24 protein-coding genes are annotated in these 24,796 nt (G+C 44.0%); 14 read left to right on the top strand and 10 right to left on the bottom strand.

Annotated features, from left to right (window positions below):
• Window positions 1-97: 97 nt before the first annotated feature.
• Both QQL66_RS10400 and QQL66_RS10405 read left to right on the top strand, forming a co-directional pair.
• Window positions 98-352, top strand: a complete 255-nt coding sequence (locus QQL66_RS10400; protein WP_284381239.1) for a hypothetical protein — start codon at window positions 98-100, stop codon at window positions 350-352.
• A 69-nt stretch (window positions 353-421) separates the two neighbouring features.
• Complete coding sequence (locus tag QQL66_RS10405; RefSeq protein ID WP_284381240.1) at window positions 422-1,129, top strand: SGNH/GDSL hydrolase family protein; 708 nt, start codon at window positions 422-424, stop codon at window positions 1,127-1,129.
• 40 nt (window positions 1,130-1,169) lie between these two features.
• On the opposite strand, the gene QQL66_RS10410 is transcribed toward QQL66_RS10405, so the two are convergent.
• Window positions 1,170-1,445 (bottom strand): peptidylprolyl isomerase, encoded by a 276-nt coding sequence (locus tag QQL66_RS10410; RefSeq protein WP_284381241.1) that lies wholly within the window; start codon window positions 1,443-1,445, stop codon window positions 1,170-1,172.
• Between the two features lie 144 nt (window positions 1,446-1,589).
• On the opposite strand from QQL66_RS10410, the gene QQL66_RS10415 reads away from it, so the two are divergent.
• The 4 genes from QQL66_RS10415 to QQL66_RS10430 all read left to right on the top strand — a co-directional run bounded on the left by QQL66_RS10415 (window position 1,590) and on the right by QQL66_RS10430 (window position 7,577).
• On the top strand, window positions 1,590-2,945 hold the full coding sequence (locus QQL66_RS10415; protein ID WP_284381242.1) for an ATP-binding protein: 1,356 nt from the start codon (window positions 1,590-1,592) through the stop codon (window positions 2,943-2,945).
• 3 nt (window positions 2,946-2,948) lie between these two features.
• Complete coding sequence (locus tag QQL66_RS10420) at window positions 2,949-3,539, top strand: response regulator transcription factor (RefSeq protein ID WP_284381243.1); 591 nt, start codon at window positions 2,949-2,951, stop codon at window positions 3,537-3,539.
• A gap of 201 nt (window positions 3,540-3,740) precedes the next feature.
• The gene (locus QQL66_RS10425) at window positions 3,741-5,885 is read left to right on the top strand and encodes a TonB-dependent receptor domain-containing protein (RefSeq protein ID WP_284381245.1); all 2,145 of its coding nucleotides are present in this window, start codon (window positions 3,741-3,743) and stop codon (window positions 5,883-5,885) included.
• A gap of 240 nt (window positions 5,886-6,125) precedes the next feature.
• Window positions 6,126-7,577, top strand: a complete 1,452-nt coding sequence (locus tag QQL66_RS10430; RefSeq protein WP_284381246.1) for a wax ester/triacylglycerol synthase family O-acyltransferase — start codon at window positions 6,126-6,128, stop codon at window positions 7,575-7,577.
• Between the two features lie 34 nt (window positions 7,578-7,611).
• Here QQL66_RS10430 and QQL66_RS10435 read toward each other — a convergent pair whose 3' ends face one another.
• The 3 genes from QQL66_RS10435 to QQL66_RS10445 all read right to left on the bottom strand — a co-directional run bounded on the left by QQL66_RS10435 (window position 7,612) and on the right by QQL66_RS10445 (window position 10,797).
• Window positions 7,612-8,973 carry an ABC1 kinase family protein gene (locus QQL66_RS10435; protein ID WP_284381248.1) on the bottom strand — a complete coding sequence of 454 codons (1,362 nt, stop codon included), beginning with the start codon at window positions 8,971-8,973 and terminating at the stop codon, window positions 7,612-7,614.
• 90 nt (window positions 8,974-9,063) lie between these two features.
• A complete protein-coding gene (locus tag QQL66_RS10440) occupies window positions 9,064-9,729 on the bottom strand; it encodes a UPF0149 family protein (RefSeq protein ID WP_284381250.1) in 666 nt (221 codons plus the stop codon).
• 201 nt (window positions 9,730-9,930) lie between these two features.
• Window positions 9,931-10,797: an SDR family oxidoreductase gene (locus QQL66_RS10445; protein ID WP_284381251.1), complete on the bottom strand. Its 867-nt coding sequence runs from the start codon at window positions 10,795-10,797 to the stop codon at window positions 9,931-9,933.
• A gap of 190 nt (window positions 10,798-10,987) precedes the next feature.
• Between QQL66_RS10445 and pyrC the strand changes: the two genes are divergently transcribed.
• On the top strand, window positions 10,988-12,022 hold the full coding sequence (gene pyrC, locus QQL66_RS10450; RefSeq protein WP_284381254.1) for a dihydroorotase: 1,035 nt from the start codon (window positions 10,988-10,990) through the stop codon (window positions 12,020-12,022).
• A 165-nt stretch (window positions 12,023-12,187) separates the two neighbouring features.
• On the opposite strand, the gene QQL66_RS10455 is transcribed toward pyrC, so the two are convergent.
• On the bottom strand, window positions 12,188-13,531 hold the full coding sequence (locus QQL66_RS10455) for a HAMP domain-containing sensor histidine kinase (protein ID WP_284381256.1): 1,344 nt from the start codon (window positions 13,529-13,531) through the stop codon (window positions 12,188-12,190).
• A gap of 69 nt (window positions 13,532-13,600) precedes the next feature.
• Window positions 13,601-14,329, bottom strand: coding sequence for a response regulator transcription factor (locus tag QQL66_RS10460; protein ID WP_284381258.1), 729 nt, complete (start codon window positions 14,327-14,329; stop codon window positions 13,601-13,603).
• A gap of 357 nt (window positions 14,330-14,686) precedes the next feature.
• Here QQL66_RS10460 and QQL66_RS10465 point away from each other — a divergent pair, with 357 nt between their 5' ends.
• Window positions 14,687-15,142, top strand: coding sequence for a Spy/CpxP family protein refolding chaperone (locus QQL66_RS10465; protein WP_284381260.1), 456 nt, complete (start codon window positions 14,687-14,689; stop codon window positions 15,140-15,142).
• Window positions 15,143-15,374: 232 nt separating this feature from the next.
• On the top strand, window positions 15,375-17,954 hold the full coding sequence (locus tag QQL66_RS10470; protein WP_284381261.1) for an EAL domain-containing protein: 2,580 nt from the start codon (window positions 15,375-15,377) through the stop codon (window positions 17,952-17,954).
• Between the two features lie 67 nt (window positions 17,955-18,021).
• On the opposite strand, the gene QQL66_RS10475 is transcribed toward QQL66_RS10470, so the two are convergent.
• On the bottom strand, window positions 18,022-18,171 hold the full coding sequence (locus QQL66_RS10475) for a hypothetical protein (RefSeq protein WP_284381262.1): 150 nt from the start codon (window positions 18,169-18,171) through the stop codon (window positions 18,022-18,024).
• Between the two features lie 113 nt (window positions 18,172-18,284).
• On the opposite strand from QQL66_RS10475, the gene QQL66_RS10480 reads away from it, so the two are divergent.
• The 3 genes from QQL66_RS10480 to QQL66_RS10490 all read left to right on the top strand — a co-directional run bounded on the left by QQL66_RS10480 (window position 18,285) and on the right by QQL66_RS10490 (window position 20,424).
• Window positions 18,285-19,364 carry a helix-turn-helix transcriptional regulator gene (locus QQL66_RS10480; RefSeq protein WP_284381263.1) on the top strand — a complete coding sequence of 360 codons (1,080 nt, stop codon included), beginning with the start codon at window positions 18,285-18,287 and terminating at the stop codon, window positions 19,362-19,364.
• Window positions 19,365-19,443: 79 nt separating this feature from the next.
• Window positions 19,444-19,770, top strand: coding sequence for an outer membrane protein assembly factor BamE domain-containing protein (bamE, locus tag QQL66_RS10485; RefSeq protein ID WP_284381264.1), 327 nt, complete (start codon window positions 19,444-19,446; stop codon window positions 19,768-19,770).
• 18 nt (window positions 19,771-19,788) lie between these two features.
• Window positions 19,789-20,424, top strand: coding sequence for a LysE family translocator (locus tag QQL66_RS10490; protein ID WP_284381265.1), 636 nt, complete (start codon window positions 19,789-19,791; stop codon window positions 20,422-20,424).
• Between the two features lie 62 nt (window positions 20,425-20,486).
• Here QQL66_RS10490 and QQL66_RS10495 read toward each other — a convergent pair whose 3' ends face one another.
• Entirely contained in the window at window positions 20,487-21,380 is an 894-nt protein-coding gene (locus QQL66_RS10495; protein WP_284381266.1) for a Tim44 domain-containing protein, read from the bottom strand.
• Window positions 21,381-21,532: 152 nt separating this feature from the next.
• On the opposite strand from QQL66_RS10495, the gene QQL66_RS10500 reads away from it, so the two are divergent.
• Window positions 21,533-22,108: a DUF1415 domain-containing protein gene (locus QQL66_RS10500; protein WP_284381267.1), complete on the top strand. Its 576-nt coding sequence runs from the start codon at window positions 21,533-21,535 to the stop codon at window positions 22,106-22,108.
• Window positions 22,109-22,189: 81 nt separating this feature from the next.
• On the opposite strand, the gene QQL66_RS10505 is transcribed toward QQL66_RS10500, so the two are convergent.
• Window positions 22,190-22,867 carry a 50S ribosomal protein L11 methyltransferase gene (locus QQL66_RS10505; RefSeq protein ID WP_284381268.1) on the bottom strand — a complete coding sequence of 226 codons (678 nt, stop codon included), beginning with the start codon at window positions 22,865-22,867 and terminating at the stop codon, window positions 22,190-22,192.
• Between the two features lie 105 nt (window positions 22,868-22,972).
• Between QQL66_RS10505 and QQL66_RS10510 the strand changes: the two genes are divergently transcribed.
• Window positions 22,973-23,959, top strand: a complete 987-nt coding sequence (locus tag QQL66_RS10510; RefSeq protein WP_284381269.1) for an ion channel — start codon at window positions 22,973-22,975, stop codon at window positions 23,957-23,959.
• Here the strand turns inward: QQL66_RS10510 and QQL66_RS10515 are convergent.
• Window positions 23,940-24,788 carry a PIG-L deacetylase family protein gene (locus QQL66_RS10515; protein ID WP_284381270.1) on the bottom strand — a complete coding sequence of 283 codons (849 nt, stop codon included), beginning with the start codon at window positions 24,786-24,788 and terminating at the stop codon, window positions 23,940-23,942. The genes QQL66_RS10510 and QQL66_RS10515 overlap by 20 nt on opposite strands.
• Between the last annotated feature and the right edge of the window lie 8 nt (window positions 24,789-24,796).

Genomic DNA, 24,796 nt, shown 5'->3' on the forward strand with positions numbered 1-24,796 from the left:
TCGTAACAGAGCGGCTTTTTAGTTTTTATCATCTAATCGATTCTCTATAATGCGACACTTCTTTTCCCGTTCTTTTGTCAGTTGATAAGGATCTTGTATGAATCTCATGACTATTGCCCTAGGTGCAGTGTGTTGGTTAATCGCTCTGGTGTTTGGGTATCGTAGCGTTAAATACAAAGAGACGGACGGACGTCTTAAAGTTATGAGAGCCACATTAGGCGAAAAGCGCGGCGTGTTGTTCTTTCGTTTTACCTATGTAGCTATGCCGCTTTTCATTGGCTCGATCATCATTGCAGCCGGTTTTCAGGGGTTGACCATCGTTGAGTTTTTCATGGGATCACAACAATCATAGAGTAGATTAGCTGTCTTACTGACACTGTCTTAATGACGCCGTCTAAATGCCAGATAAGGGTGATGCAGGATGCTAAATACACTTTCGACCTTACTTCTCTTACCTATTCTATTACCTCAAGGGATCTACGTTCGTCTCACTACTCCAAAGCTTCCGGAAGCAAAAGGGGAGCGATCAGGTGTGTTGGGGCAGGGCAACCCATTGAGTGTTCTGATTTTGGGGGATTCTGCCGCAGCCGGTGTCGGGGTTGATTGTCAGTCTCAGGCTTTGTCAGGGCAGCTAATTGAGCGCTTAAAAGCTCATTATCAGATTGAATGGCGATTAGAAGCCAAGACGGGTGATAAAACGTTAGACGTTATAGAACGATTAGAAACGCTTGATGCGTTTGAGGTCGATGTGGTGATTACCTCGATAGGGGTGAATGATGTCACCAGCAGTGTTTCACCTAATGATTGGTATCACCAGCAACAGCGAATGATCGATCTTTTAAAGGATAAGTTTTCAGTCGGTTCTGTGTTGATGACGCCTGTCCCACCCATGCATATGTTTCCGGCATTACCACAGCCGTTAAGGTGGTGTTTGGGGTTGAGAGCAAGAGAATTGAATGCTCATTTGAAGAAGCTCATTCATGCGAATGAGAACTGTAGCTTGATTGAACCCGGATTTGAGTTAGACCATTCACTGATGGCCAGTGATGGGTTTCATCCTGGTCCTAAACTCTATGAACAATGGGCTGAAGCTTTAACGCAGCATATCTATCGTTTTCAGCCCAAGTAAGTTTGTGGAGTTAACTCACTCCACGTAACGAGTTGATGTGCTAATTACGGTAAAGCGTTTGAATTAAGTGAAAGCCAAATTGGGTTTTTACAGGCCCATGAATTTCCAGGATGGGTTTCTTGAACACCACTTGGTCAAAGGCTTTAACCATTTGACCAGGGCGGAATTCGCCTAGATCACCACCTTTTTTTCCTGATGGACATTGCGAGTATTTTTTCGCGAGCTTGGCGAAATCCTCACCTTGTTGGATACGTTTTTTGAGCTTTTCTGCTTCCGCAGCGGTCTTCACTAGAATATGTCTTGCACAGGCGATCATTGATTTATCTCAACTATTGTTCACTTGGTAAGTATACCTGATCTTGGATGAGGCTAGTAACCATCTGGTCTCAATACATTTTTCCTGTTTGATGCGACAATTTGTCGCAGTGACATCATTTTAGCTTAGGGGATAATGCAGTCCATGAACTCAAATCTAGAAAACATCACACAAAACAAGAATCTACGGTTGCTGTTCCTGCTCAGGAACGTCGCGATTGTCGGTCAGCTTTTGTCGGTTTCGGTTGCCTATTGGGGATTCAGCCTCAAGCTGGCGGTGGAACCGATGTTGGTGGTGATTGGTTTGTTGGCGCTTGTGAATGTTTTTACTGCCTATCGTTTGAAGCAAGGCGCTAATCGCTTGGAACTTGGACGACAGGAAGTGTTTATTCAGCTTCTGATTGATGTTCTCGCCTTGTCTGTTTTGATTTACTTCAGTGGCGGTATTTCAAACCCCTTCATTGGATTTTTTATTCTTCAGGTAGTGATCGCTGCCATCTTGTTGGAACCCATTTATACCTGGTTGATCGTAGCAATTACCGGCTGTGCTTATCTGATTCTTTCATACGTGAGCTATGACGTTGCTGGCTTGACTCATTCAATGGCTTCGATGCCATCAGTGTCTTCCATTGCAGGGCATGCCGGACATGCAGGCCATGTTGGGCATCAGGTCAATGATTCTTCGTTTAATCTGCATCTTCACGGAATGTTTTTGGGTTATGTCATTGTTGCTGTGTTGGTCGCATTTTTTGTGGTTCGAATGGCGAATAACTTGAGAGAACGGGATCAGGAAATTTATAGAATTCAGCAGCAAGCTTATTCTGAAACTGAAATCATGAAGTTGGGTATGTTGGCCGCAGGTGCCGCACACGAATTGGGCACGCCGTTGAATGCCATTCAGTTAGCCACTGACGAGCTCAAGGCCAGTTTAGACGGTAATGATGAGGTTCAGCCTACTTTGAATCTGTTAGCTCGTCAGGTGAGCAGATGCTGTCAATCAGTGAATGATTTGATGACGGTAGTTCGCCAGCCTCGTGCCATGAATGCGTCTGAAGTTGAAATCAATCAATTCCTGCTTTCGCTTTCCGAGAATTGGAATCACTTGAACCCCACAAAGCAGTTAGAGTGTCATTTGGACGCTACTCAAGGGTTGAAAGTGGTGGCGGACAAACTTTTATCTCAATCCATAATTAACTTATTGGACAATGCCGCCCGGGTGTCTGATGAGGCAATTCAGCTGATCAGTCGAATTGATCAGAATACAATTGAAATTATTGTTCAGGATTCTGGCCCGGGTATGCCTGAAGAGGTACAGAGAAAGCTCAAAAACCACATGCCGATTACGGACGGTCAAGGCAAGGTTCGTCTTGGACTGTTCCTGGTGAATACCTTGGTTCAACGTATTGGCGGTGCTTTAAGCTTCGACAAATCATCGTCAGGGAAGTCGCAAGTTATTCTTTCGATTCCGGTAGTAGACAATTCAATGAATGGGGAGGGGTAGCGCGTGTCTGATCAGCCAATAACTGACATATCTGCAGCAGATGAATCGGTATCTGATGAACAGGATCAACCCAATGTCTTGATTGTGGATGATGATTTGGATTTTTCCGAAATCTTGGCCCTGTCTTTCAAGCGTAAAGGTTATCGATACAAAATTGCCCATGATGTGAGTGAAGCCCAGGCATTGATCGATCAGGAGCAATTTGATTACGCCACGCTTGATTTAAGAATGCCGGGTCCGTCTGGCTTGACACTCATTGAATCCTTTGTTGAGAAAAGCCCTGGTGTTCGCATTGTCGTATTAACTGGGTATGCCGGTATTAACACTGCAGTGGATGCCATCAAATTAGGGGCCGTTCATTATTTGGCGAAGCCAGCTTCTATCGACGAAATCATTACGGCCATGACCACTTACCAGGCAAATCCTGATCAGCCAATTGCCGAAAAGCCAAATACGATTGGTATGTTGGAATGGGAGCGTATTCAACAGGCTCTCACGGACAACGATTTCAATATCTCTGCAACGGCGCGCCAGTTAGGCATGCACCGCCGAACGTTGCAAAGGAAATTGCAGAAGAAGCACTACCGGGAATAACCCTAATCCGGACGTAAACCGGACAACCAAATTCAGATAACAGCGTTTATTTGCCAGTGGGATAAAACCATTGGTAGGGGCTTCTTTGTGCCTAAAAAATGTGCCCGAGAAAGTGGCTCGGGCGCTTTAAGAATAAAGAAGACCTTAATAACTGATTGAAAACAAAAGAATTTAATAAAATTACATTAATGGGGAAGCAGTATGACCAATAACACATCCTTTTTTGTCGCACCATATCTGGCTGCCGTTCCTTTGTTACTCAGTAGCGTTTTGGTTCAGGCAAATGAAGTGACAACTGAAGCAGTTGAGCGAAGTCAGCATACCAAAACTATTCAGGTGATCGGCACCGCTGAGCAAACAGGCGTAGATACACAGCTTACGCCGGAATCATCAGCCATCACGCATCCCATCAAAGATTCAGGTGAATTACTCCGTTCGGTCAATGGTGTGACGGCGTTGCGTCGTGCAGGTCACGGTTTTGAGCCTATTATTCGTGGTCAGCAACAAGGCCAGTTAAATATTCTGTCCGATGGTGGACAGATCATTAGTGCTTGCCCAAGCCGAATGGATCCGGCAACCAGTTACATCGGGATGGAGTCCTTCGATAGTGTGACGGTCATCAAGGGCAATCGTTCTGTGATCTATGGCAGTGGTGGTTCTGGCGGTACCGTGATTTTTGAACGTCAACGTCCGATTTTTGATGACAAACCATATCAGGGAAAAATTACTTTAGGCCATACGGATAACTCCGAAGCAACCAGTGGCTCCATCGATGTTTCGACGGGTGGCACCATTCATGGTAACCAAACAGGCTTTATTCGTGCGTACGCCGAAAAGACTGAGACAGGCAATTATGATGATGGTAATGGCGATACGGTTTCTTCGTCCTACAAATCATTAACCCAAGGTATTCTGCTTGGGGGGGATATTACCGAGTCAGATTATATTCAACTTGGCCTTGAACAAAGTCGTCAGGAAGACGTGTATTACTCTGGAAATGGCATGGATTCGCCTTATGCCGATGCAGACCATATTCGGGCTAAATGGGTACATGACGCGTCGCTAGGGTTTGTTGATGATTTTGAGTTGAGCGTTTATCGCAGTGACGTTAACCACTTGATGGATAACTACACCGTGCGTGATCGTCGACCTGTGATGGGAATGCCTCCTATGCCCATGGGCATGGCGGCACCGTCAAGTACGGATAGCTGGGGCGGACGTTTCTTAGCAAACACCTACCTTGATTCTGCAGATATTCGATATGGTGCGGATTATAAAGCCAGCAATCAGAAAGCCACCCGATACATGGACAACGACACGGACTATGGCAATGGATTCGCTATGTCTACGTCGATTTTGTGGCCAGACGCACAGCTTCGAAACACAGGGGTGTTTGGCGAGGTGGATTACTTCCTCTCTGATGTAAACACCTTACGTGTGGGTGTACGTTTCGATCACTGGACAGCAGAAGCGAAGGGGGCCGATGATAGTTACAACATGATGCCGCCAAGAACGCCGAATGGTTTGTATGAAGATTACTACGGATACGATGCAGACAAGCGTTCTGAAAATGAAATCAGTTTGGTTATTGGCTGGGATCGAAAACTCTCAGACACCATGACTTTGGATGTGAACCTTAGTAGAACCGCGAGAGCGCCAGATGCCACCGAACTTTATATCGCCTCTGACAAAGAAATGATGGGAAATCAAAACGATTGGGTGGGTAATCCTGATCTCGATTTTGAAATTCATCATCAGGTGGACATCAACCTAAGTCAGGCGACACGCAGCTACTCATGGTCGGCTACCGCGTTCTATGATCAGGTTGAGGATTATATTGAGCGGTATCAGGCGGGTACTGGTATGAATTCTATCTACAAATACCGCAATGTAGATGCTTTGCTTGCTGGTGTTGAATTGGAAGGCCAGTACAAATTTACTGAGGAACTTTCGACTCGTGCCACCTTGGCGTATACCAGAGGTATGAACACTGAGGACAGCACTGACTTGTCTCAAATCGCTCCGTTGGAAGCGCATCTTTATGCCGATTATAAAACGGGCGCATGGGGCACTGGGTTTGAGTGGGTGGTAGCAGATGGACAGGATCATGTGAGCGACACCAGTGGCCTTGATGCAGGTGAGTCCACAGGCTTTGGCGTACTGCATTGGCAAGCACATTATAATGTGATGAATGATCTGACCTTAAAAGCGGGTGTAGAGAACGTATTTGATAAAGCATACGCCTACCATGTAAACGCAGCGAGTGTTGATCCGTTCAGCTCGGATGCCGTTCGTGTGAACGAACCTGGCCGTCAATTCTGGGTGAAAGGAGAGTTCGTTTTCTAAGTCAGTTCTTTATTTCGTGCACTCTTAATGAGTGTACTGTTTTTGGGCGATGACCCTTCTGAATCAAGTGTTCATGGGTTATCGCTCAACTTTAGACGTTTTCTAATACTATTGAACTTTGTTCACAAATCGATTTCTAACACGGGCCGCAAAAATATGAGCAAATAGTATCATTATCCTATTAAGTTCTGCTTTAATGGGATGAATATCATTAAGGGAAGACACACGTAAGGATGTTCAATGAACAACAAACGCTATCTCAGTATCGTCGATAACGGATTTCTCATTACTGAAACGGAAGATAGTCCAAAACATATCGGAAGCTTATTAATTTATCGAAAGCCGGAAGGAGCAGATGAGAACTTTGTTCATGCTCTTTACCAAAAATGGCTGACCGTCAAAGAAGCTTATCCTCCGTATAATCTTAAACTCAATATCACCAATCCATTAGCACCTTACTATCTAGAAGACCCCGATTTTGACCCGGTAGATCATGTTGAATATTTAAAAATGCCGGAAGGTTCAAGCCGTGAAAAGCTCTATGCCAAGGTTTCTGAACTTCACGAAATCTTAACTGATCGTTCTCTGCCATTATGGCGCTGTTATCTTATTGATGGGTTAAGCGATAATCGCTTTGCTGTCTATTTCAGAGGTCATCATTGCATGGTGGATGGCATTTCTGCCGGTAAAATAATGATGGAGTTTCATGCAAAGGATGCAGAAACTCTGGATTTACCGCCATTCTGGGCAATGCCTGATAATCCTTATAACAAGAAGTCGTCACGTAAAAGACCGTCTATGATGGAACGCCTTAAAAACATGGCGACAAGCAACGTTAAGACGGCAGTGGGTATCTCTCGTATTTCGACGCAGTTGTGTCTTGAAGCGGCGGGTCTTACCAAGAACGCTATTTCATTGCCTTTTACATCGTCCAAGTCGGCGCTGACAGGCTCAATTACCTACAAACGTTCATTCTCTACGGCATCCTTGCCAATGGATCGCGTAAGTAATCTACAGAAGATTTCCCGAAATACCCTTAATCATGTGGCGTTGACCTGTTTGGATGGCGCTATCCATCGTTATCTGGATCATATTGGTCGTCCTCTGGATGAGCCGTTGACGATTACGATGCCTGTCTCGCTAAGGCGTGAAGATGCCAAAGTTGGCGGAAATCAGATTGGTTTGGTAGCTACCAAGTTGGCAGATCGGACGGATGACCCTGTTATCCGTTTGAGAGAGATTGGTGTATCGTTACAGAGTATTCGTCATCAGATTGATACGTCACCTGCCGCCAGTATCCAGGCGTACTCCTTATTAACCAATGGTTTCTCTCAATTGATGGAATCTGCCAAAGCCGCGCAATTTATTCCGGCGCTTTCGCATACCATCGTGTCTAACGTGCCAGGGCCAAAGCAAACCCTGTATATGGAAGGTGCAAAGCTAGAAGAGTGGTATCCCGTGAGTACGTTAGGACCTGGTCATCGTTTGAACGTTACTATGTTCTCTTATGATGGTCAGCTGCACTTCGGTTTGATTGCGTCTAAAGATTACTTGCCGGATCTAAATGTATTAGGTGGCTATATCTATGAAGCGTTTGAAGAGCTCGAAGCTGTACTTCAATCGCCGGATATGGGCACTTCTTTGCTAGAAGCGAAGAGACAGCACCGATTATCGGGCGTTGAACAATCCTGATTATCTTTCTTCTGAACTTACCTTGATTGGTAAGTCACGACGGGCAAGCTTCAGCCTGCTGAAGCTCTGCTCGTTGAATGAAGTCATCTAAGGCCGGTCTAAACTGGCACTGGCAACCCATCTCTACCAGCATCAAGTAAATCCCACCAATCACTCGATTGATAAATACGGTATCTGCTGAAGGTTGAAAATCACTCCAGTAGGGCAGAACGGATTTCCATTCCTTTAACACCTTTTTATGAACGTTCGATCGGCCAAAATCAAACCCGTCTGTGGTTTCAAATGGGGTCATAAATATGTCCGTCCATAATTTATAGAATTCATCTGGAATTCTTCGATTGCTCTGGGATCGGACATTTAGCTCTAACAGGGCTTGATTGAGTTGATCGTAGTCTCGGTTGATGGCTGAGCTTAAACAATTTAGGAATGCTTGTTTATGCATAGCTGAGATAGGGCTAACACTTCCAAAGTCATAAACGATTAGAGTGCCATCGGATTTAAAGGCAAAGTTACCGGGGTGAGGATCGCTATGGAAGGCATTAAATTCAAAGACTTGCCGAGCGATGAAGTGAAAGAGAGTATTACCCAATTGGTTGATGATGTCTTGAGGTAACTGTTTTGGAACTTCTTTGATGGAAAGACCTTGTTCCAAACTGGTGGTCAGGATGCACTTAGTTGAATATTCGTCGATGACGGAGGGAATGCAAACATTACTGTCGCTCTGGTGAAATTCTCCGAAACGCTTGAGTTGTCTTGCTTCTTCAAGGTAATCGAGTTCGCGAATTAAGGTCTCTGATAATTCTTCAAATACCGCTTCCAATGCAGATGGATCAACTTTAAGTAAACCACCAAACTTGAGTAACCGCCGTAAATGTTTAAGGTCAGACTTACAGGCTTTTTCAACACCCGGATACTGGATTTTCATGACGACTTCCTGGCCGTCGTGAGTAGTGGCTTTGTGCACTTGCCCGATAGAGGCTGAGGCTATCGGTTTCTTCGAGAATTCTGCAAAGATGTTATCTGGATAGTCGCCCAATTCCAGAATGATTTGGCGTTCAATGACTGAATAATCCATTGACGGCGCCTGATTCTGGAGGGCTGCTAACTCTTCGGTAAACTCTTGAGGAAAGAGGTGCTGCATTTGGGAGAGCATTTGCCCAACCTTCATGGCAGCGCCTTTCAATTCGCCGAGTGTGCTCACGACTTGCTTGCCGATTTCCCGGTACAGTTCGCTCTTGGCGACTTCTGTACGATGAGATTTCTGGAAGCTGGAGCGAATACGATTTGAAGCGTATTTACCAACAATAGATGCCGTCATACCTGCCAACTTGGTGGCGCGTTTACGATGACTGATCCATTTTCCTTTCTTTTGATGGCCTTGGTCGTGCTCGCTCATGCATTTCACTCTTTTTGCTAATTAAGGGCCGACGAGAGATGTCCATATTACTTGTCGCCCTAGGTGTTTCAGCACTTATTTATTTAGGGTTTAGACATCTACTTGTTCTTGACTCTCAAGCGTTTGGAACAGTTCTTCAAGTTTTCCGCCCATCTGAGCCAATGCAAAAATGGCATCCGGTAATTGTTGAGCAAATATAGGTAGGCTGTCTTTCAGTAATTGAGGGTTTTCTGATCGCTCCGCATTAAGTTCTGGTGTAGCAAGCGTGGAAATCAATCCCAAGATGGAATACACCTGGTCCTCAAGATTTAAGTCTCCCCGGAAGCTTTCATCCAGATTGTTAAACTTGTCTATGGTAGTTTTCCATAGCCCTTCAATAGAGGTAAAAGCGGTAATGAATCCCTGGCAGAAGTGTTCTAGCTCGATACGAGTTGGTGCTGATTCAGACCAAGTCAGGTTCACTGCGGGGTTACACGAACCAGACATCAAATCATCAAACGCTTCTTTGTAATGCTGAACCATATTCAGAATGATTTTTTGCATTTCAGTTTGCTTTTCAGCATTGGCAGACTCGCCGTTGAATACAATAGGAAGCCATTCTTCGGTGGAGAGAAACGCAGGGGCGGAGAGAATGCCGTACAACAGACCAATAAATTGCGGGTAGTTCAGCGTTCCGTTAGGTCTGTCACTGTGACATAGAAACGCTTTGAGTTGCTCTCGATCTGCATCTAATAAAGGGGGGAGTTGGTCTGTCATGATGTTGCATCCTTCAATCTATTACTTTCTCTGACATCCAACGTTCGGTTCCTCTTATCATCAAATATCAGACACTTACTTCCCAGAGTAGAGGAAAAGCCAATCCCTGGCTATGGTTCATCCCTGAAAACTACGAGTTCCTGAAAAATACTCGTCATCCAGAAGCAACTTGTTCCTGAGGAATGACTTGTTCATGAATAACTAATCGTCTTTGAAAATATCGGGCGTTTCTGCACGATGAAAGCCTTCGAAGGGTTCGCAGTTTTTTGCGTTAGGTAAGGGCCACACTCGATTCCCTAAGGATGCGCCGCCATCTATCCGAATGGATGTGCCATTGATGAACGATGCGGCAGGAGAGAGGAGAAAACAAATCATGCCACTGATTTCAGATTCTGTGCCCATGCGTTTCATTGGAACCGCGTCTTTCAGTTTGGGAATAATGGCTTTGAAAGCGCCATCGTAGGTGTCCATTCCACTGGAAATAATCCAGCCCGGGGCGATTGAATTGACTCTCACACCTTTGTGACCCCACTCAAACGCCAATGTTTTGGTTATGTTATCCATACCGGCACGTGCCGCGCCTGAGTGAATCATTCCCGGCATTCCGCCCCACATGTCAGCCGTAATGTTGACGATGGCACCACCGGTTTTTGACATGCTCTGGTTAAACACTTCACGGGCAAAAAGAAAACCGCCCATCATGTTGGTTTTAACTACGGCTTCAAATCCTTTTTGTTTGATGGTCATGGCTGGGCCAGGGTATTGACCACCTGCATTATTGATCAGACCATCAATTTTGTGGTGTTTTGACAGTACATTTGCGACCACGTCCGCAACGGTTTCTTCTTCTCGAATATCGCACTGGAAGAAGTCTGCGTTTCCGCCGTCTTCTTCAATCTCGGAGCAAACTTTTTCAAGTTTCTCGATGTTTCGTCCTATTAGGCTGACACTCCCACCCAAGGAAGCTATCTCGTGAGCTGTACACCGTCCAATACCACTTCCGCCACCAGTTACAATGAAATGCTGACCATTAAAAATTCCTGGTTTTAATACGCTGTTGAAGCTCATTACCTACTTCCTTTGTCTGTCAGTTTTGTATACTACTTTTTATACGTCTACGTAGTGTAAAGGATACTACCAAGCGGGTGCTTGGTAGTGAATGGCCCAAATGTTCACTTTTATTGAAGAAAATGATCTTGGGGGCAAAGTAGGGCATAATGCGAATTAGTAACGATGATGCTTTTTTATTAGGACGGTTATGAACGAAATTACTATCCAAACCCCAGACGATTGGCACCTACATTTCCGTGATGGTGACATGCTTAAAGAGACTGTTCCTGCGACAGCACGCTGCTTTAAACGCGCGATTGTGATGCCAAATCTGGTTCCGCCTGTAACGACTGCTGATATGGCAGATGAGTATCGTCAACGCATTTTAGCTGCGAGACCTGAAGGCAGTGACTTTGAGCCTTTGATGACGTTGTATCTTACAAACTCTACAACAGCTGACGATATTCGTGAGGCAAAAAAACGTGGTGTGATTGCTGCGAAACTCTATCCTGCTGGCGCGACAACTAATTCAGACGCGGCGGTTAGTGCGCTGGAGGGGTTGTACCCAATCTTTGAAACCATGGCTGAAGAAGGCATGCTGCTTTTGGTTCATGGTGAAGTGACGGATAACCACATTGATATTTTCGATCGTGAGAAAGAATTTATTGATCGTCATATGCAACCCATTACCGAACGTTTTCCTCAGTTGAAAGTGGTGTTCGAACACATTACTACGAAAGATGCTGCTCAGTTTGTGGAAGCTGCGTCTGATCTGGTTGCGGCGACAATCACGCCACAACACTTACTTTTGAACCGTAATGATTTGTTAGTGGGTGGCATTCGTCCACATAATTTCTGCTTGCCGGTTCTGAAGCGTAATATTCACCAACAAGCCTTGCGTGAAGTAGTTGCGAAAGGTTCAAACAAGTTCTTCCTGGGTACGGACTCAGCACCTCACGAAAAACATCGTAAAGAGTCTGCATGTGGTTGTGCAGGTTGTTACAGTGCTTGGTCTGCGCTGGAACTGTATGCTCAGGTATTCGAGGAATTAGGTGTTATTGAGAAGCTAGAAGGCTTTGCGAGCCATTATGGCCCTGATTTCTACGGTTTGCCTCGCAACCAGGGTACTGTTACCTTGGTGAAAGAAGAGTGGACTATTCCAGAGGAAATCACTCTACCAAACGGCAACCCGATTGTGCCTTTCTTTGCCGGTCAAACGGTTAATTGGAAAGTTAAAGGGTAAGCCCAAAAGCTTTAGGGTCTTGGCTTTGTGCCAAGATCCGAAGCGTTTCTTAAAGTTTCTTATCCAAAGTCTTTGTCACCCGCCTTTCTTGCCTCAAGCTCGGTTTATTTCAACCACTCGTTTTTCAGTCACTTTCAGCTCGATACCGTATAAGTCGCTCTGAAATTACTTGGTGACTGCCATTGGTAGTTCCACCGTCACTATAAAACTGGTCCGTTGCCCATTTTGCTGAACCGTCTCCGCATGCACTTGTCCTCCCAATCGAATTGTCAGACCTTTCACTATGGATAAGCCTAAGCCCAGATTAGTGGTTCCGGGTGTTCTTGCCTGGTCAGCTCGATAAAAAGGCTCGAATATATCTTCAAGCTGCTCTTCATTTAGATTTGGTTGCTCGGCTATTTCCGATATTTCATTACTAACAGAGATCTTTAGTTGTTGCTTAGTTTTTGTGAGTACGATGTTAACCGATGATCCGGCCGTCCGGTACTGCAATGCATTGCTGATCAGGTTCCGGAAGATGGTGCTGAGCCAGTTGTCTTTTGAATACACAAAAAACTCACCCTCAGGCGGAATGGTTTCAAGGGCAATATTGAGTTCGCTCTGGGTTTCAAACTGTAAGTCGTCAATTAACGCTTTTAGCGTGGTTTGGACATTTTCCCGGGTTTCAAGTTTCGGATGTTTTTCCTGTTCGAAGAGTGGTAGCGAAAGAGTTTGTTTGATGATTTGGTCAAACTGATTGATCTCAGTCTGAATTCGTTCGAATAGCTGTTGCGCCGCTTGGGATTCAAAGACTTGTTCGCTTTCAAGCAACGCTAACGCCACTTGCATTCGGCTAATAGGTGCTCTTAATTCATGTGACATATCCTGAATCAATCGATTTTGATGATTGTAGGCGTGTTTCAGTTGTTTCGTCATACGATCAAAATCACAGGCTAAAACAGCAATCTCATCTTTACGGTTTTGGAATTGTCCTGATATCTGAATATCCAGGTCGCCATCTGCCAGTGCGTTGGTGGCCTCTTGCATTGCTTTGATAGGGCGAGTGAGGTTTCTTGCTAATAAGTAGGAGAAGCAGCCTGTAAAACCCGCGACAAGGAGTATGACCAACCAAAAGTGATCGACAATGTGTCGGAAGAATTCACCGGGTCTGGGTGGATGATCAAAGATCAGTCTGTAGCCTTTGCCCTGATAGTCTGTCAAATAATACCCAAAGTAGACATTACGCCCGTGTTTTTGGCCTATTGTCTTTTGTTCTTCTGAAATTTTCTCTGCTATGTCGAGAATTTGTGGCGGAATAGGGCGATTTAACAGATCCGATTTTTCAGATAAAACATAAACTCTATGTGGATGGATTCGCCGGTTAATTCTTTGAGCCCAGTTTATTAAGCCTGCTTCCCCGTGTCGTTGATACGCCATTTCAGCTTTTACCACAGCTTTGGATAGCGGTGGTGGCAGCTCATTGGATTGAGGTCGAGAGAGGCGAAGAACTACTGCCGTTATGATGATCATTACAATCATCATGATCCAAAAAGACAGAAAGATTTTACCGAACAGAGTGCGCATGATGTATTGATTCGTTTAAAGAGTGGAATCTGAGAGCAGTTCTTCTTTGAACAGATAGCCCTGGCCTCGGATATTTGCGATGAGATCCGAAGGTAAATCTTCTCGTGCAAGTTTCTTTCGCAAGTTACTCACGTGAACGTCTATAGCCCGATCATACATTTCCAGGGGTCTATTCAGTACATCCAGAGTCAGTTGTTCTTTGCTTAAAATACGCCCTGGTGAACTCATAAAGACCTGCAGTAGTTTGAATTCAGCTCCGGTGAGTTGAATGAGATTATCATGATAGTAAGCTTCGTATCGTGCGGGGTTGATGCTTAACCCTGCCATGGTCAGATTCTCTGATGAGGCGTTGGTTGTCTGATCTGCTTGCTCTTTTATCACGGACTGACTTCTTCTTAAAATGGCTTTGATTCGAGCCACCAGTTCGCGAGGATTACAGGGTTTTGCAAGGTAATCGTCGGCGCCCATTTCCAGACCAATAATACGATCGATGTCTTCCGTTTTAGCCGTGAGCATTAACACCGGAAGTTCCGACGACTTCCTGACTTCTTTTAATGTGTCCAGACCGTCCATGATGGGCATCATAATATCCAGCACCATTAATTCCGGTTTAAAGGACGATAGCTTTGCTAACGCTTCTTTTCCGTTATATGCGCTCTCAACATCAAACCCTTGATTAGAGAGGTAATTTGCAAGCAGTTCATTCAAGGTGATGTCATCATCGACGAGTAAAATGTTTGTCATAGTACTTATCTGTTATTACTTTTATCTGTTATTACTTTTTTAAAAGAGTGAGACGGTTGTCGTTTGGTCTAAAACTTCTAGTGTAGCCATAATCAGAATGATTCAGTGACTGGCTTTACCTATCTTAACGTTAACATGTCTCTCATATTGCTCTGATACCAATAGAAGAGAAGGGTTCACTGCTTGGTCTTCTGATATAGTCAAAAAATAAAACCCTCGATCTTTGCACATACTTTACATTTTCTTTACCTGCTTTTGACCCACATTAACACTTGTGAGAATTAGACTGGATTCAATCGTTGGCGATAACCGAAAGCCGATATTGCTGACTCAAGTTAATTTCTTTAAAGGTGATTTATGAAAAAGGCAACAAAAGCAATTTTACTGGCTGGTGTATTAACTCTAAGTGTTCCTGTATTGGCGTTTCGAGGAGGGATGGGTGAGGACTTTGATGGCGGAAGACATCATGATCCTATGCAGAAATTCGAGCATATGAGTTTGATGCTGGATCTAACGGATGAGCAGATTGCTCAGGTCCGTCCCATTATTGAAAAGAACATGAAATCGGGCTCACCACGTAAGGAACATAGGGACGTTATGCGAGAGTTGAGAGAGGCGGTGAAAAATGGTGCGGATCAGTCCGAACTAAATGCCATTGCTGATAAAGCGGCTAGGGATGTCAAAGAGGATATACTGAAAAAGGCTGAGATCATGGCGGCAGTTCGAGATGTGCTAACAGATGAACAAAAGCAAAAACTTGAAAAGCTTTCAGATTTTAAAGAAAGAAAAATGTCGCGTTTCATGCATCACTAAATCGATGTTTAGAGCATAACCGGGTATCGGGCTAAGGCAGTTAGCCCGAAGCAGCATTGCTTCGGGTTAAGTAACAGTTTGTATCATAATGTTCTTTGTTGTGTTTGGTTAAGGAAAAGAGTTGATAGGCTCTATACTCATGTCCTAACTTGAGATATAAGTTTAAAGATAACAATAAAAAAACATGCAATAGACATTTATGCCGTTCTCGCGACTTTTTTCACTTTGGCTTATGCTATTTTTTGCCATTTCATCAGCCAAAGCCTCATCGACTTCTGAAACTGATCTTTCTGAAGTGCCTCTTAATATCTATCTTCAAGAATCCCAGGTTATTGATTCTAGTTTCCAATATATTGAAGATCCTGATTCCCAATTAAATCTATGGGATGTCATTGGTACTGATAATGACATGTGGACGACCGTTGAGAAGGGGGGCGGGAATTTCGGCTTTACGCATTCAACGTTTTGGCTGAGACTGGATGTGAAAAACGGCATGTATGAGCCGTCCAAAACGCTATTAACGGTCAATTATCCGTTACTTGATTACCTTGATTTCTATCTGATGGATGGGAATGAAATTGTAAAAAGCAGTAAAGTCGGGGATCTCCGGCCATTTTCAAATCGAGAAATCTATCATCCCAGCTTTGTATTCCGATTGCCTCAGGAAGAAGGTTCTGTTGACCGGATTTATATCAGAGTTCGGTCACAAGGTACCTTGGTGTTTCCGCTAGAGCTTTGGCAAGAAAAGCACTTTTACGAATACAGTTCCAATGCGACCAGTTTTTATCTTTTCTACTTTGGTGGAATGTTCATCGTTGTTCTGTTGAATTTTGCGATTTTCTCAATGCTACGAGAACGTATCTATCTGTACTATGCCTTGGCAAATACTGGTTATATCTTATTTTTTGCATGCATGAGAGGGTATGCAAACCAGTTCCTTTTTCCTCAATGGCCGGAGGCGAGCAATCAGCTGCTGTTAACGGCCTTGCCGATGATGTCTCTGTTTTCGCTGCTTTTTGCCCGTGACTTTTTGTCTTCTTCAAAACACGCTCCAAAGCTCGATATGTGTCTGAAATTTATGGCGGGGATTGAGTTTGTTAATTTGCTGGCGTCCTTTGTATTGAGTTATGACTATGCAATTCGCTTATCTGCCATCATTTCCGGCCCATTCTTCATCATTCTGCTCTTAGCTGGCCCAATCGTTTGGTTCTCTGGAATCCGAGCGGGGGCAATGTTTACTTTTGCATGGTCAATGCTGACCTTAGGAAGCATTCTGACGTTTATGCGTTTCTTAGGTGTTATTCCCGAAACCTTTATCTCTCACTACGGTATGCAGATAGGTTCCGGGGCGGAAGCCGTAATTCTGATGATTGCCCTGGCTTATAGGATTTATTACGAAAGAGAAGCAAAAATTTCGGCTCAGTTAGCGAGCATAGAACAGGCCAAGCAGAAACGGGATTCTCAGGAAGCGCTGGTGCAAGCCATGCTTCATGACCCTGTAACTAAGCTGCCAAATCGCAGCCTGTTTGAAATGGCCTTCAATGAGCGGATTATGTCTGAATCAGATGGAGAGTTCATAGTTTTGCTGATTCGTATTGATCGTTATATGGAAATCAGTCAAACCCTGGGGCTTTCTACCGGCGAGTCATTACTGCAAGCGCTCGCGGATTTCTATTGTAGGGAATTAACCAGCTTACCGGGCTTATTAGCACTGGAACGCACCCCGGATAGCACGCACCGGTTGTGTAACTTCTCTGGGGATACCTTCGGTGTGTTGTTAAATCATAAAGAGGTTATAAAGCATCCTAAGCAACACTTGCAGTTCTTAGGTATGTTGCGTAAGCCGTTTGAGTTTGGTGGATTAAGCCTTGATCTTAATCCCAAGTTTGGTGCGGCTCGTTATCCTGAAGACGGTGACAACGCTGAATCATTGATTCGAAATGCCATTGTTAGCATGGAAACAAACAAGAAGAATAAACACGGCATTAGCTTTTATTCGAAAGAACAGGACATCTATCACGAAGGTCGTCTGACATTGATGTCCAATTTGCGTCAGGATCTTGCCGATGATCGCCTTGAGCTTTTCTATCAACCCAAATTAGCATCTACAACCGGTCGAGTTGTCGGTATGGAAGCTTTGATTCGTTGGAATCATCAACAGTTAGGTTTTATTCCGCCTGATGAGTTTATTCTGCTTGCTGAAGAGACAGGGGTCATTTCCCAATTAACCCGATGGGTTATTAATAGGGCGTTGTCGGATTTTGTCCAGTTCAGGGCAGAGGGCTATGAAGGAGATATATCCATTAATATCTCCGCACGAAACCTATCGGAGTCTGATTTACCAGGTTACTTAACTTCAAAGTTAAGTGAATACCAGATCCCTGCCAATAAAGTCATTCTTGAGCTTACAGAAACAGCGGTGATGGAAGATCCGGAATCTGGCATTGTTGCGTTAAATGCGCTCACAGATACCGGGATTAACTTATCAATCGATGACTTTGGCGCGGGTTATTCATCTCTCTCATATCTTAAACGTTTGCCTGCCACAGAAATTAAGCTGGACCGTTCTTTGATAACGGATATTTTAAGTTCAGAAAGTGATCGGGTGATCGTTCAAACTTCTATCGATATGGCTCATAACCTAGGATATGACCTTGTTGCGGAAGGTGTTGAAACGCAAGAGGTTCTGGATTTATTAACGTCAATGAAGTGTGACAAGATACAGGGTTATCATTTAAGTCGTCCTCTTGATCGAGAGGCAATGTCTGCTTGGCTTGAAGAAGCATTAAATACAGCATGTGAGAACAACTGACCGAACTCTGTAATTTTGTTGCGCTCTGAATTCAGTGTTAGGTCAGTTGTTTATTTGATACGTCATATTAATTCTTAACTGGTTCCACAAGTACTAATCTCATATCCAAGGTACGGAACATCTGGTGTACCTTATCTTGCACGTCAAGAATGTTGTCTCCCTGTACGCGAAAGCGGAATTTAGTGCCTTTTCGAGTGAATGCATTGACTCTGTACATAAACTTTCTCCTATCGATCTTTGTCTTGTATTGCGTTTGATATGTGTCGTTCTTAGTTGATAGGATTAAGTTTACGGACTGAAGCGACAGATAGTGTCGCCATTAAGGGTGTTATGAAAACTTTTTTACGGCGAATATCAATTTTAGAATTATTGCGTACACAGCGTGCTTTCCTTGCTACAGAAGAGATTCTGACCTTCTTGGTGAATGAAGGTTATCTCGATGATGAGCTTCCGCATAAAACTTTGATGCGTATGGTGCAACGGGATCTTATCTTTCTGCTGGGAGAAGAGGATGAGGAAGGCATTCCTGATAATGAGTTTGGCCTGGAAAGAATCAAAGGTGAGGGGCGTTCAATCAAATGGCGGCTGGATCCTTACAATGATTTGACTTACGACTTCGAAAAAATGCCACAGAATATGGCGATTGCTTTCGCGATGACACAAAAGCACCTCTCTGACTTATTACCAAGGAATACTCATAAGGAATTGTCGCGTCTGTTTTCTGCGGCAGAAATGCGCTTGAGTCACAGTGGACGAGGCTTGTCGCCAAAAGATTTCAGTCGATTTAAAGACTCAATCGAGTTTTATCAGCGAGGCCAAAGCTTGCAAGCGGCACAATTTGATATGACTCATCTGGATACGATCTACAGAGCCATCATTCAGCGCAAGCAGATTGGATTTGAGTATCGCGGAAAGCGTTATCGAGTGAATCCATTGGGTGTGGCCATTTTGTTACCTAAGTTGTACCTCATTGCGATAAAGAACGGTGATTCTAATGAGATAGCCTCGTGTCGTCGTTTCTTGATTCATAAGATTGATTCGGTTTGGCTTGAGACTTCTTCTCTGGTACTCCCGGAAGGCTTTTCAATGGATGAATACCTGAAGGCTGGCAACATGGATGTTTATATCGATGCTAATGATGAGGCGGTTCATCAGCTGGAGCTGAAAGTATTGCCAGGAAATGATCGTCTGATTGAAGATTTGACGGAATCTCCGATCAGTATGGATCAGATTATTGAACCGTTAAGTGACGGTGGTGCGATGTTAAGAGCCGGTGTTCGTAGAACGATACAGCTTCGAAATTGGCTGTTGTCTGTCGCCTCTGTCTCAGAAGTTTTGGCGTCACCAGAGATTCGAAGAGATGTGTTGAACTTTCTCAAACGCTCGGTTTCTCAGTACAACACTCATTAATCACTTGTATGCTTTTAAAAGGTGATTGTTTAGTCAATAATTCCTGTTTGGGCAGGTCTTTAGTAAGGAATAAGAAGAGATGCTGTTAACTGTACGTTCTATATCAAAAGGTTTTATGTTGGTTTTGATGGCTGCCTGGCTATCTGCTTGCGCTACCGTAGGTAAAGAGTTTACGGAGAATAATATTCAACAAATTGAAATCAACAAGACAACTAAAGTCGATGTGAAACAGATGTTTGGTTCACCTTGGCGAGTGGGCTCTGAGAGTGGTCAAACTACTTGGACCTACGGGCTTTACAAATACAGTGCGTTTAAACCGGCAGCAACCAAAGATTTGGTGATTCGTTTTAATAGCAATGGCACGGTGGCGGGCTACACCTTCAATACCACGCAACATAAAGAATAACGATTTTCAGGATAATTCATGGACCTTAATTTCATCAGTCTCACTGTGTTGGCTGTATTTATTCCAACCTTTTTCTTTGTCTCAGTGACTCCTGGTATGTGCATGACTTTGGCAATGACGATGGGGATGACCATTGGTGTCAGACGAACCATGTGGATGATGAGTGGGGAATTGATTGGTGTAGGGTTGGTTGCCACGCTCTCCGTCATCGGGGTTGCGGCGATTATGCTGAATTATCCAATGGTGTTCGATGTCTTTAAGTATCTTGGTGGTGGTTATTTGGGGTACTTAGGATTGCAGCTATGGCAATCGAAAGGAAAGATGGCGCTGAATCATGATGGCTCACATAGCTTTGATGTCAGTCGCCGTGAACTGGCCGTTCAAGGGTTTGTGACAGCGGTTGCGAACCCCAAGGGATGGGCTTTCTTTGTGGCGTTATTGCCACCGTTTATTGATGTTAACCGAGACATGGCGCCACAGCTTGTAGTGTTGTTAAGTTTGATCTTATTGCTAGAACTTATTTGTTTGATGCTATATGCCGCAGGTGGTAAAACGGTCAGTCATTTATTGCAAAGTGCTGATAACGTGAAGGTAATTAATCGTTTGGCGGGAACGTTAATGATTGGTGTCGGTATCTGGTTAGCATTCGGATAAAAAAACTGCCTTCATGGGAAGGCAGTTTTTAATGGTTTTTCGAGTCTGGAATCTGAGTAAAATTAATTTTCGATACCAATGATGTACCAAGGTGCATTTGGTTCTTTTAGGTCGCGTTCCAAATGCCAAATATCAGAAATATCTTCCTCGACATTTTCAACTGAGTCTCTATAACGCCCCGAGAACTTAATACTTACTTGAGCTGTGCCGAACACCTGATGAGCACGTACCAAGTCCGCATCTACATACATCACTTCAGTATGCTGGTCACCGTCTAATTGGCTTCTTTCTGCAATGAGATCTTCAGCCAGGTTAGGGCTGGTATATTCTCTGATCGTATCTGAATCTGCTTTATTCCAGGCTTCCTGCAAGGTGCGATAGTGGTCACATGCACCACTTAAGAAACCATTCAGATCGAAACCAGGAGGTAAGTCCAGAGGCACTTCTTCAGAGTTGCTATCTGTTGTTTTAGCACTTGTCCCACCAAAAGAAGCCGTTGATTCAAAATGTTGAGTAGTATCTTGTGGGTTGAGAGTTGAATTTCCGGCATAAGCGGCTCGATTCATCGATGAGGCTTTGCTCTGTGACATCGCTTTGAACAGGCGATAACCCACAAAAGCCAGCAGTGCGATAATCAGAATGTCCATGAATTGAATACCTTCAAATGCCCCGCCGAGTAGTGCTGCGATGAGGCCACCTGCAAGTAGTCCGCCTAGAAGTCCGCCCATTAATCCTTTGCGGGGTTTGTTGGCTGTGTTGTTCTGAGTGTTTGTTTTATTAGCAGTTTGTGAAGAGTTATTTTTATTGTCCGCTAGAGGTTTTTTGGCTGGTGCTGTACTGAATAGCTTACCGAACGATTTACCGCCACCAAGCTTTTTGGCCTCAGCATCCGCTGGAGCGAGGATAAAAGTGAAGGCAAATATAACCGCAAAAATGGCCCAAAAATTTCTCATCATTAATACTTTTCCTATTACTGCATTCCATATGGAGGAGTTCGCATCCTAACTGGATTGTCTGACATGTCAATTGCTTTAGCTTCTAATCGAGACTAACCATCCACTTTCCTAATGGGATAGAATGCGGAAAATTTTTGCATGAAGTATCAGAAATGAAGGCATCTATTCCAGAAATTGAACAAGCTACCCGACAATGGGTTGAAGAGGTCATTGTTGGATTTAACTTTTGCCCTTTCGCTAAACGGGAAGTGGTTAGGAACAGTATTCGTTATCAGGTTTTAAGCTACTCAGATAGAACCAATGAGGGCTTTTTCGATGCATTAGACAAGTTGCTACAGGAGTTCAAATATCTCGATCAGCATGATGGTGTTGAAACCACGTTGGTTGTATTTACTGGCTTGTTGGATGAGTTTGATGATTTTCTCGATTTTCTAAATTTTGCTGAGAAGCTTTTGGTTGATGAAGGCTACGAAGGTATTTACCAGTTGGCTCACTTTCACCCTGAGTATTGTTTTGACGGAGAGCCTGTAACCGATCCTGCTAATTACACTAACCGTTCTCCTTATCCTACGCTGCACATTATTCGTGAAGCTTCGATGGAGAAGGTCTTGGCGAATATTACTCATCCCGAAGAAATTCCTGAGCGGAATATTCGTTTGGCTAGGGAAATGGGAAGCGAAAAACTGGCGGCTATTTTAAAGAGCTGCTTGAAAACTCAATCCACCTAATCGGATGTGTGGATTGGAAGGCGAGTAAACTAGGTAAGCTTACTCTCGGTGCATGTTTCTTTGAGCCCATGAATACATTAACTAGTCTTTCAAGCCGTTAGCAGCGTAGATGATAACGTGTTTGAACTCATCGAATCGTTCAAGAGGGGGAAGTGTTTCTGCATGTCCCTCTGCGAATGAAGAATAGCCATCAACGTCCAGGTTTTTTACACGTGAGTCGGCCATTAGGATTGATTTGCAGTTCTTTCTCAGCTCCGTCAGCAAAGGGATATTGTCCCGGTCGTAGAGCACATCTGCAGCAAGGATCAAATCAATGTCATTTTCTTGTTGGATTAGTTCAAAGAAGTCTGAACTGTATTCTATTTGAATATTGTTTAACTCTGCATTGGCTTTGCAGCTGATGATTGCATCGTCATCAATATCACAAGCGATAACTCGCTTTGCTCCGAATTTGGCAGCCGCTATAGCTGCAATGCCTGAACCTGCACCAAAATCTACGACTACTTTGTCTTTAACGACTTCGGGGTTTTGCTCAATATATTGCGCCATGATTTGGCCACTGGCCCAGCAAAAACACCAGTAGGGTGGCGCTTCCCATATGACTCTGACTTCTTCCGGACTAAATGGTCGATCCATGTTTGAGTCATCCAAAAGCCATAATTTTAACCAGGGTGTTAATGGCATCGCGGATTCGATAAGACGCGCGGTGGGTAGACTGTAGTGCAGTCGGTGGATCAGATCTTTGAGAGAATTAGCCATTAATTTTTCCTGTTCGTTCGCTCTCATGACAAGTGTCTATACTGGTTAAATGGCTGCGAATTATAACCAGTTATTGCGTAACAATCTTCCTTTGGAATACCTCTTATGAACCAGAGTTCAAAGTCCTGTATTTATCGTTATCGTGAGGGTAATCAATGTGATACGGAGTGTAATGGAGATTCCCCTTTTTGTTATTGGCATGACCCCGTTGTAGATAAGTCAAAGGATGATATCAAGGAAGAGTTAGAAGCTTGGGCAAAGTCGGGACGGTCGATGGATGGCTTCCAGCTAAAGCGAGTCGACCTATCTCACATTAACCTGGTGAAACCTGGTTCCAAGAATGGTTATACGATTCGGGATGCTGACCTTTACCGAGCTAATCTGAATAATGCCCATCTTTTTGCCATCGATTTTAGTGGCAGTTCGCTCATGAAAGCGAATCTCAGTTTTTCCAACCTTCATTGTGCCAATCTAATTGGGTGTAATTTATTAGGCGTGGATATCAGCAAGTGCAGGCTTGAGAATATTCAGTGGGGTGATTTTAGTTGTCAGGAAGTCAAAGCAAAAGAGGCCTTTAGTGAAGGTGAAGTAGCATTAGCTAGGGATCATTGTCAGGAAGCTGAGGAAATCTACAGAAATATTCGGAAGAATTGTGAAAAGCAGGGACTATTTCAGACGGCGGGGTATTTTTTTCATCGTGAAATGGTGGTTCGTCGCTATCAAATGCCGCAATATTCATTTGATCGTCTAGTGTCCAAAATGGTGGATGCATTCTGTGGATATGGAGAGAAACCGCTCAATGTAGTTATTTTCTCAATGGTCTTGATCTTGTTTTGTGCGATCTCGTATTTCTTTCTAGGTATTTCTGGCGCGCACGGAATGGTGGAGGCCAGTTTAAATTCGTCCTTCAAAGATAATGTACTGGCCTTTGGGAACTGTCTGTATTACTCCGTGGTTACTTTTACTACCCTTGGCTATGGAGATTTTACACCCGTCGGTCCATCCAAGATCATGGCTGCATTAGAAGCGTTTACAGGCAGTTTTACGATGGCTTTGTTCGTGGTGGTTTTTGTTAAGAAGATGACACGATAGACTGAATTCTGAGTTTAGATTCTTCGAAGTGAGTCTTTAAAATTTCGTCTGTCAAGTCATTGAGACTGATTATGCCTTGGGTAATAGGGCTTAAATCCAGGGCCAGATTGACTGAACGTGCTTGATCTTCTGTGTGACTGTCCGAGAAGGTGGCATTGGCCTGTCGTCTGCCTAAGACGGCTGTGTCATATCCTTTATTACCATCAATTTGTGAGTCGTATAGGCCGATCAGTGCTTGCTCCAAATTGGGCATGGGTGAACAATCTAACTCGATTCTGAATTGATTGGGTAACCAGTCTAAGCTTCCCCATACTTCAACACCGTAGACTTTAGGCTGGTAGCTAGGATTGGTTTGTATGACAGACTTTAATGCATCCAAAACTATCGTTAAGACGGTGATGTGGGTGCCATGTTTATCAAATGGATTGTGTGTGTAGATGGTGGAGGGGCGAATCTGATCTAACTCATTTGTAAGTTGTTGAACAGCCAGGTTGCGTTGGTCTTTTAATGTTTGACTACTGCATAGCCACTGCTGACAAAATGCATATTCACCCAAAAGTGCTGCTTTCTCTTGCTCATGTTGACGTATTAAGGATAGGGCATCATTAGAGGCGTTTTGATATCGACCGCCACGAGAAGCTCCGCTTCCATTAGTCAATGTGATACTGCTGAACCATGAATCGGTTCTTTGGAAACTGGCTTGTATGCCGGAATAGCCAACTATTTCTGCATCGTCTTGATGAGCTATGACTGCCAGATGAGTTGTGCTCGATTTATGATGGTCTTCGAGAAGCGGTGAGCAGAACTCCCGGCAGACAAAGTTATCCATAACGTATT

It is taken from the genome of Litoribrevibacter albus (genome assembly GCF_030159995.1).
Classification (GTDB): Bacteria; Pseudomonadota; Gammaproteobacteria; order Pseudomonadales; family Litoribrevibacteraceae; genus Litoribrevibacter; species Litoribrevibacter albus.

What these genes read in the sequence shown, in the direction of transcription:
- QQL66_RS10515 (WP_284381270.1), bottom strand. Translation starts at nt 24,788, where the DNA reads ATGGATAACTTTGTCTGCCGGGAGTTCTGCTCACCGCTTCTCGAAGAC.
- QQL66_RS10460 (WP_284381258.1), bottom strand. Translation starts at nt 14,329, where the DNA reads ATGACAAACATTTTACTCGTCGATGATGACATCACCTTGAATGAACTG.
- QQL66_RS10465 (WP_284381260.1), top strand. Translation starts at nt 14,687, where the DNA reads ATGAAAAAGGCAACAAAAGCAATTTTACTGGCTGGTGTATTAACTCTA.
- QQL66_RS10455 (WP_284381256.1), bottom strand. Translation starts at nt 13,531, where the DNA reads ATGATCATCATAACGGCAGTAGTTCTTCGCCTCTCTCGACCTCAATCC.
- QQL66_RS10475 (WP_284381262.1), bottom strand. Translation starts at nt 18,171, where the DNA reads ATGTACAGAGTCAATGCATTCACTCGAAAAGGCACTAAATTCCGCTTT.
- QQL66_RS10410 (WP_284381241.1), bottom strand. Translation starts at nt 1,445, where the DNA reads ATGATCGCCTGTGCAAGACATATTCTAGTGAAGACCGCTGCGGAAGCA.
- QQL66_RS10470 (WP_284381261.1), top strand. Translation starts at nt 15,375, where the DNA reads ATGCTATTTTTTGCCATTTCATCAGCCAAAGCCTCATCGACTTCTGAA.
- QQL66_RS10425 (WP_284381245.1), top strand. Translation starts at nt 3,741, where the DNA reads ATGACCAATAACACATCCTTTTTTGTCGCACCATATCTGGCTGCCGTT.
- bamE (WP_284381264.1), top strand. Translation starts at nt 19,444, where the DNA reads ATGCTGTTAACTGTACGTTCTATATCAAAAGGTTTTATGTTGGTTTTG.
- QQL66_RS10505 (WP_284381268.1), bottom strand. Translation starts at nt 22,867, where the DNA reads ATGGCTAATTCTCTCAAAGATCTGATCCACCGACTGCACTACAGTCTA.
- QQL66_RS10430 (WP_284381246.1), top strand. Translation starts at nt 6,126, where the DNA reads ATGAACAACAAACGCTATCTCAGTATCGTCGATAACGGATTTCTCATT.
- QQL66_RS10495 (WP_284381266.1), bottom strand. Translation starts at nt 21,380, where the DNA reads ATGATGAGAAATTTTTGGGCCATTTTTGCGGTTATATTTGCCTTCACT.
- QQL66_RS10445 (WP_284381251.1), bottom strand. Translation starts at nt 10,797, where the DNA reads ATGAGCTTCAACAGCGTATTAAAACCAGGAATTTTTAATGGTCAGCAT.
- QQL66_RS10500 (WP_284381267.1), top strand. Translation starts at nt 21,533, where the DNA reads ATGAAGGCATCTATTCCAGAAATTGAACAAGCTACCCGACAATGGGTT.
- QQL66_RS10435 (WP_284381248.1), bottom strand. Translation starts at nt 8,973, where the DNA reads ATGAGCGAGCACGACCAAGGCCATCAAAAGAAAGGAAAATGGATCAGT.
- QQL66_RS10480 (WP_284381263.1), top strand. Translation starts at nt 18,285, where the DNA reads ATGAAAACTTTTTTACGGCGAATATCAATTTTAGAATTATTGCGTACA.
- pyrC (WP_284381254.1), top strand. Translation starts at nt 10,988, where the DNA reads ATGAACGAAATTACTATCCAAACCCCAGACGATTGGCACCTACATTTC.
- QQL66_RS10400 (WP_284381239.1), top strand. Translation starts at nt 98, where the DNA reads ATGAATCTCATGACTATTGCCCTAGGTGCAGTGTGTTGGTTAATCGCT.
- QQL66_RS10440 (WP_284381250.1), bottom strand. Translation starts at nt 9,729, where the DNA reads ATGACAGACCAACTCCCCCCTTTATTAGATGCAGATCGAGAGCAACTC.
- QQL66_RS10415 (WP_284381242.1), top strand. Translation starts at nt 1,590, where the DNA reads ATGAACTCAAATCTAGAAAACATCACACAAAACAAGAATCTACGGTTG.
- QQL66_RS10405 (WP_284381240.1), top strand. Translation starts at nt 422, where the DNA reads ATGCTAAATACACTTTCGACCTTACTTCTCTTACCTATTCTATTACCT.
- QQL66_RS10510 (WP_284381269.1), top strand. Translation starts at nt 22,973, where the DNA reads ATGAACCAGAGTTCAAAGTCCTGTATTTATCGTTATCGTGAGGGTAAT.
- QQL66_RS10490 (WP_284381265.1), top strand. Translation starts at nt 19,789, where the DNA reads ATGGACCTTAATTTCATCAGTCTCACTGTGTTGGCTGTATTTATTCCA.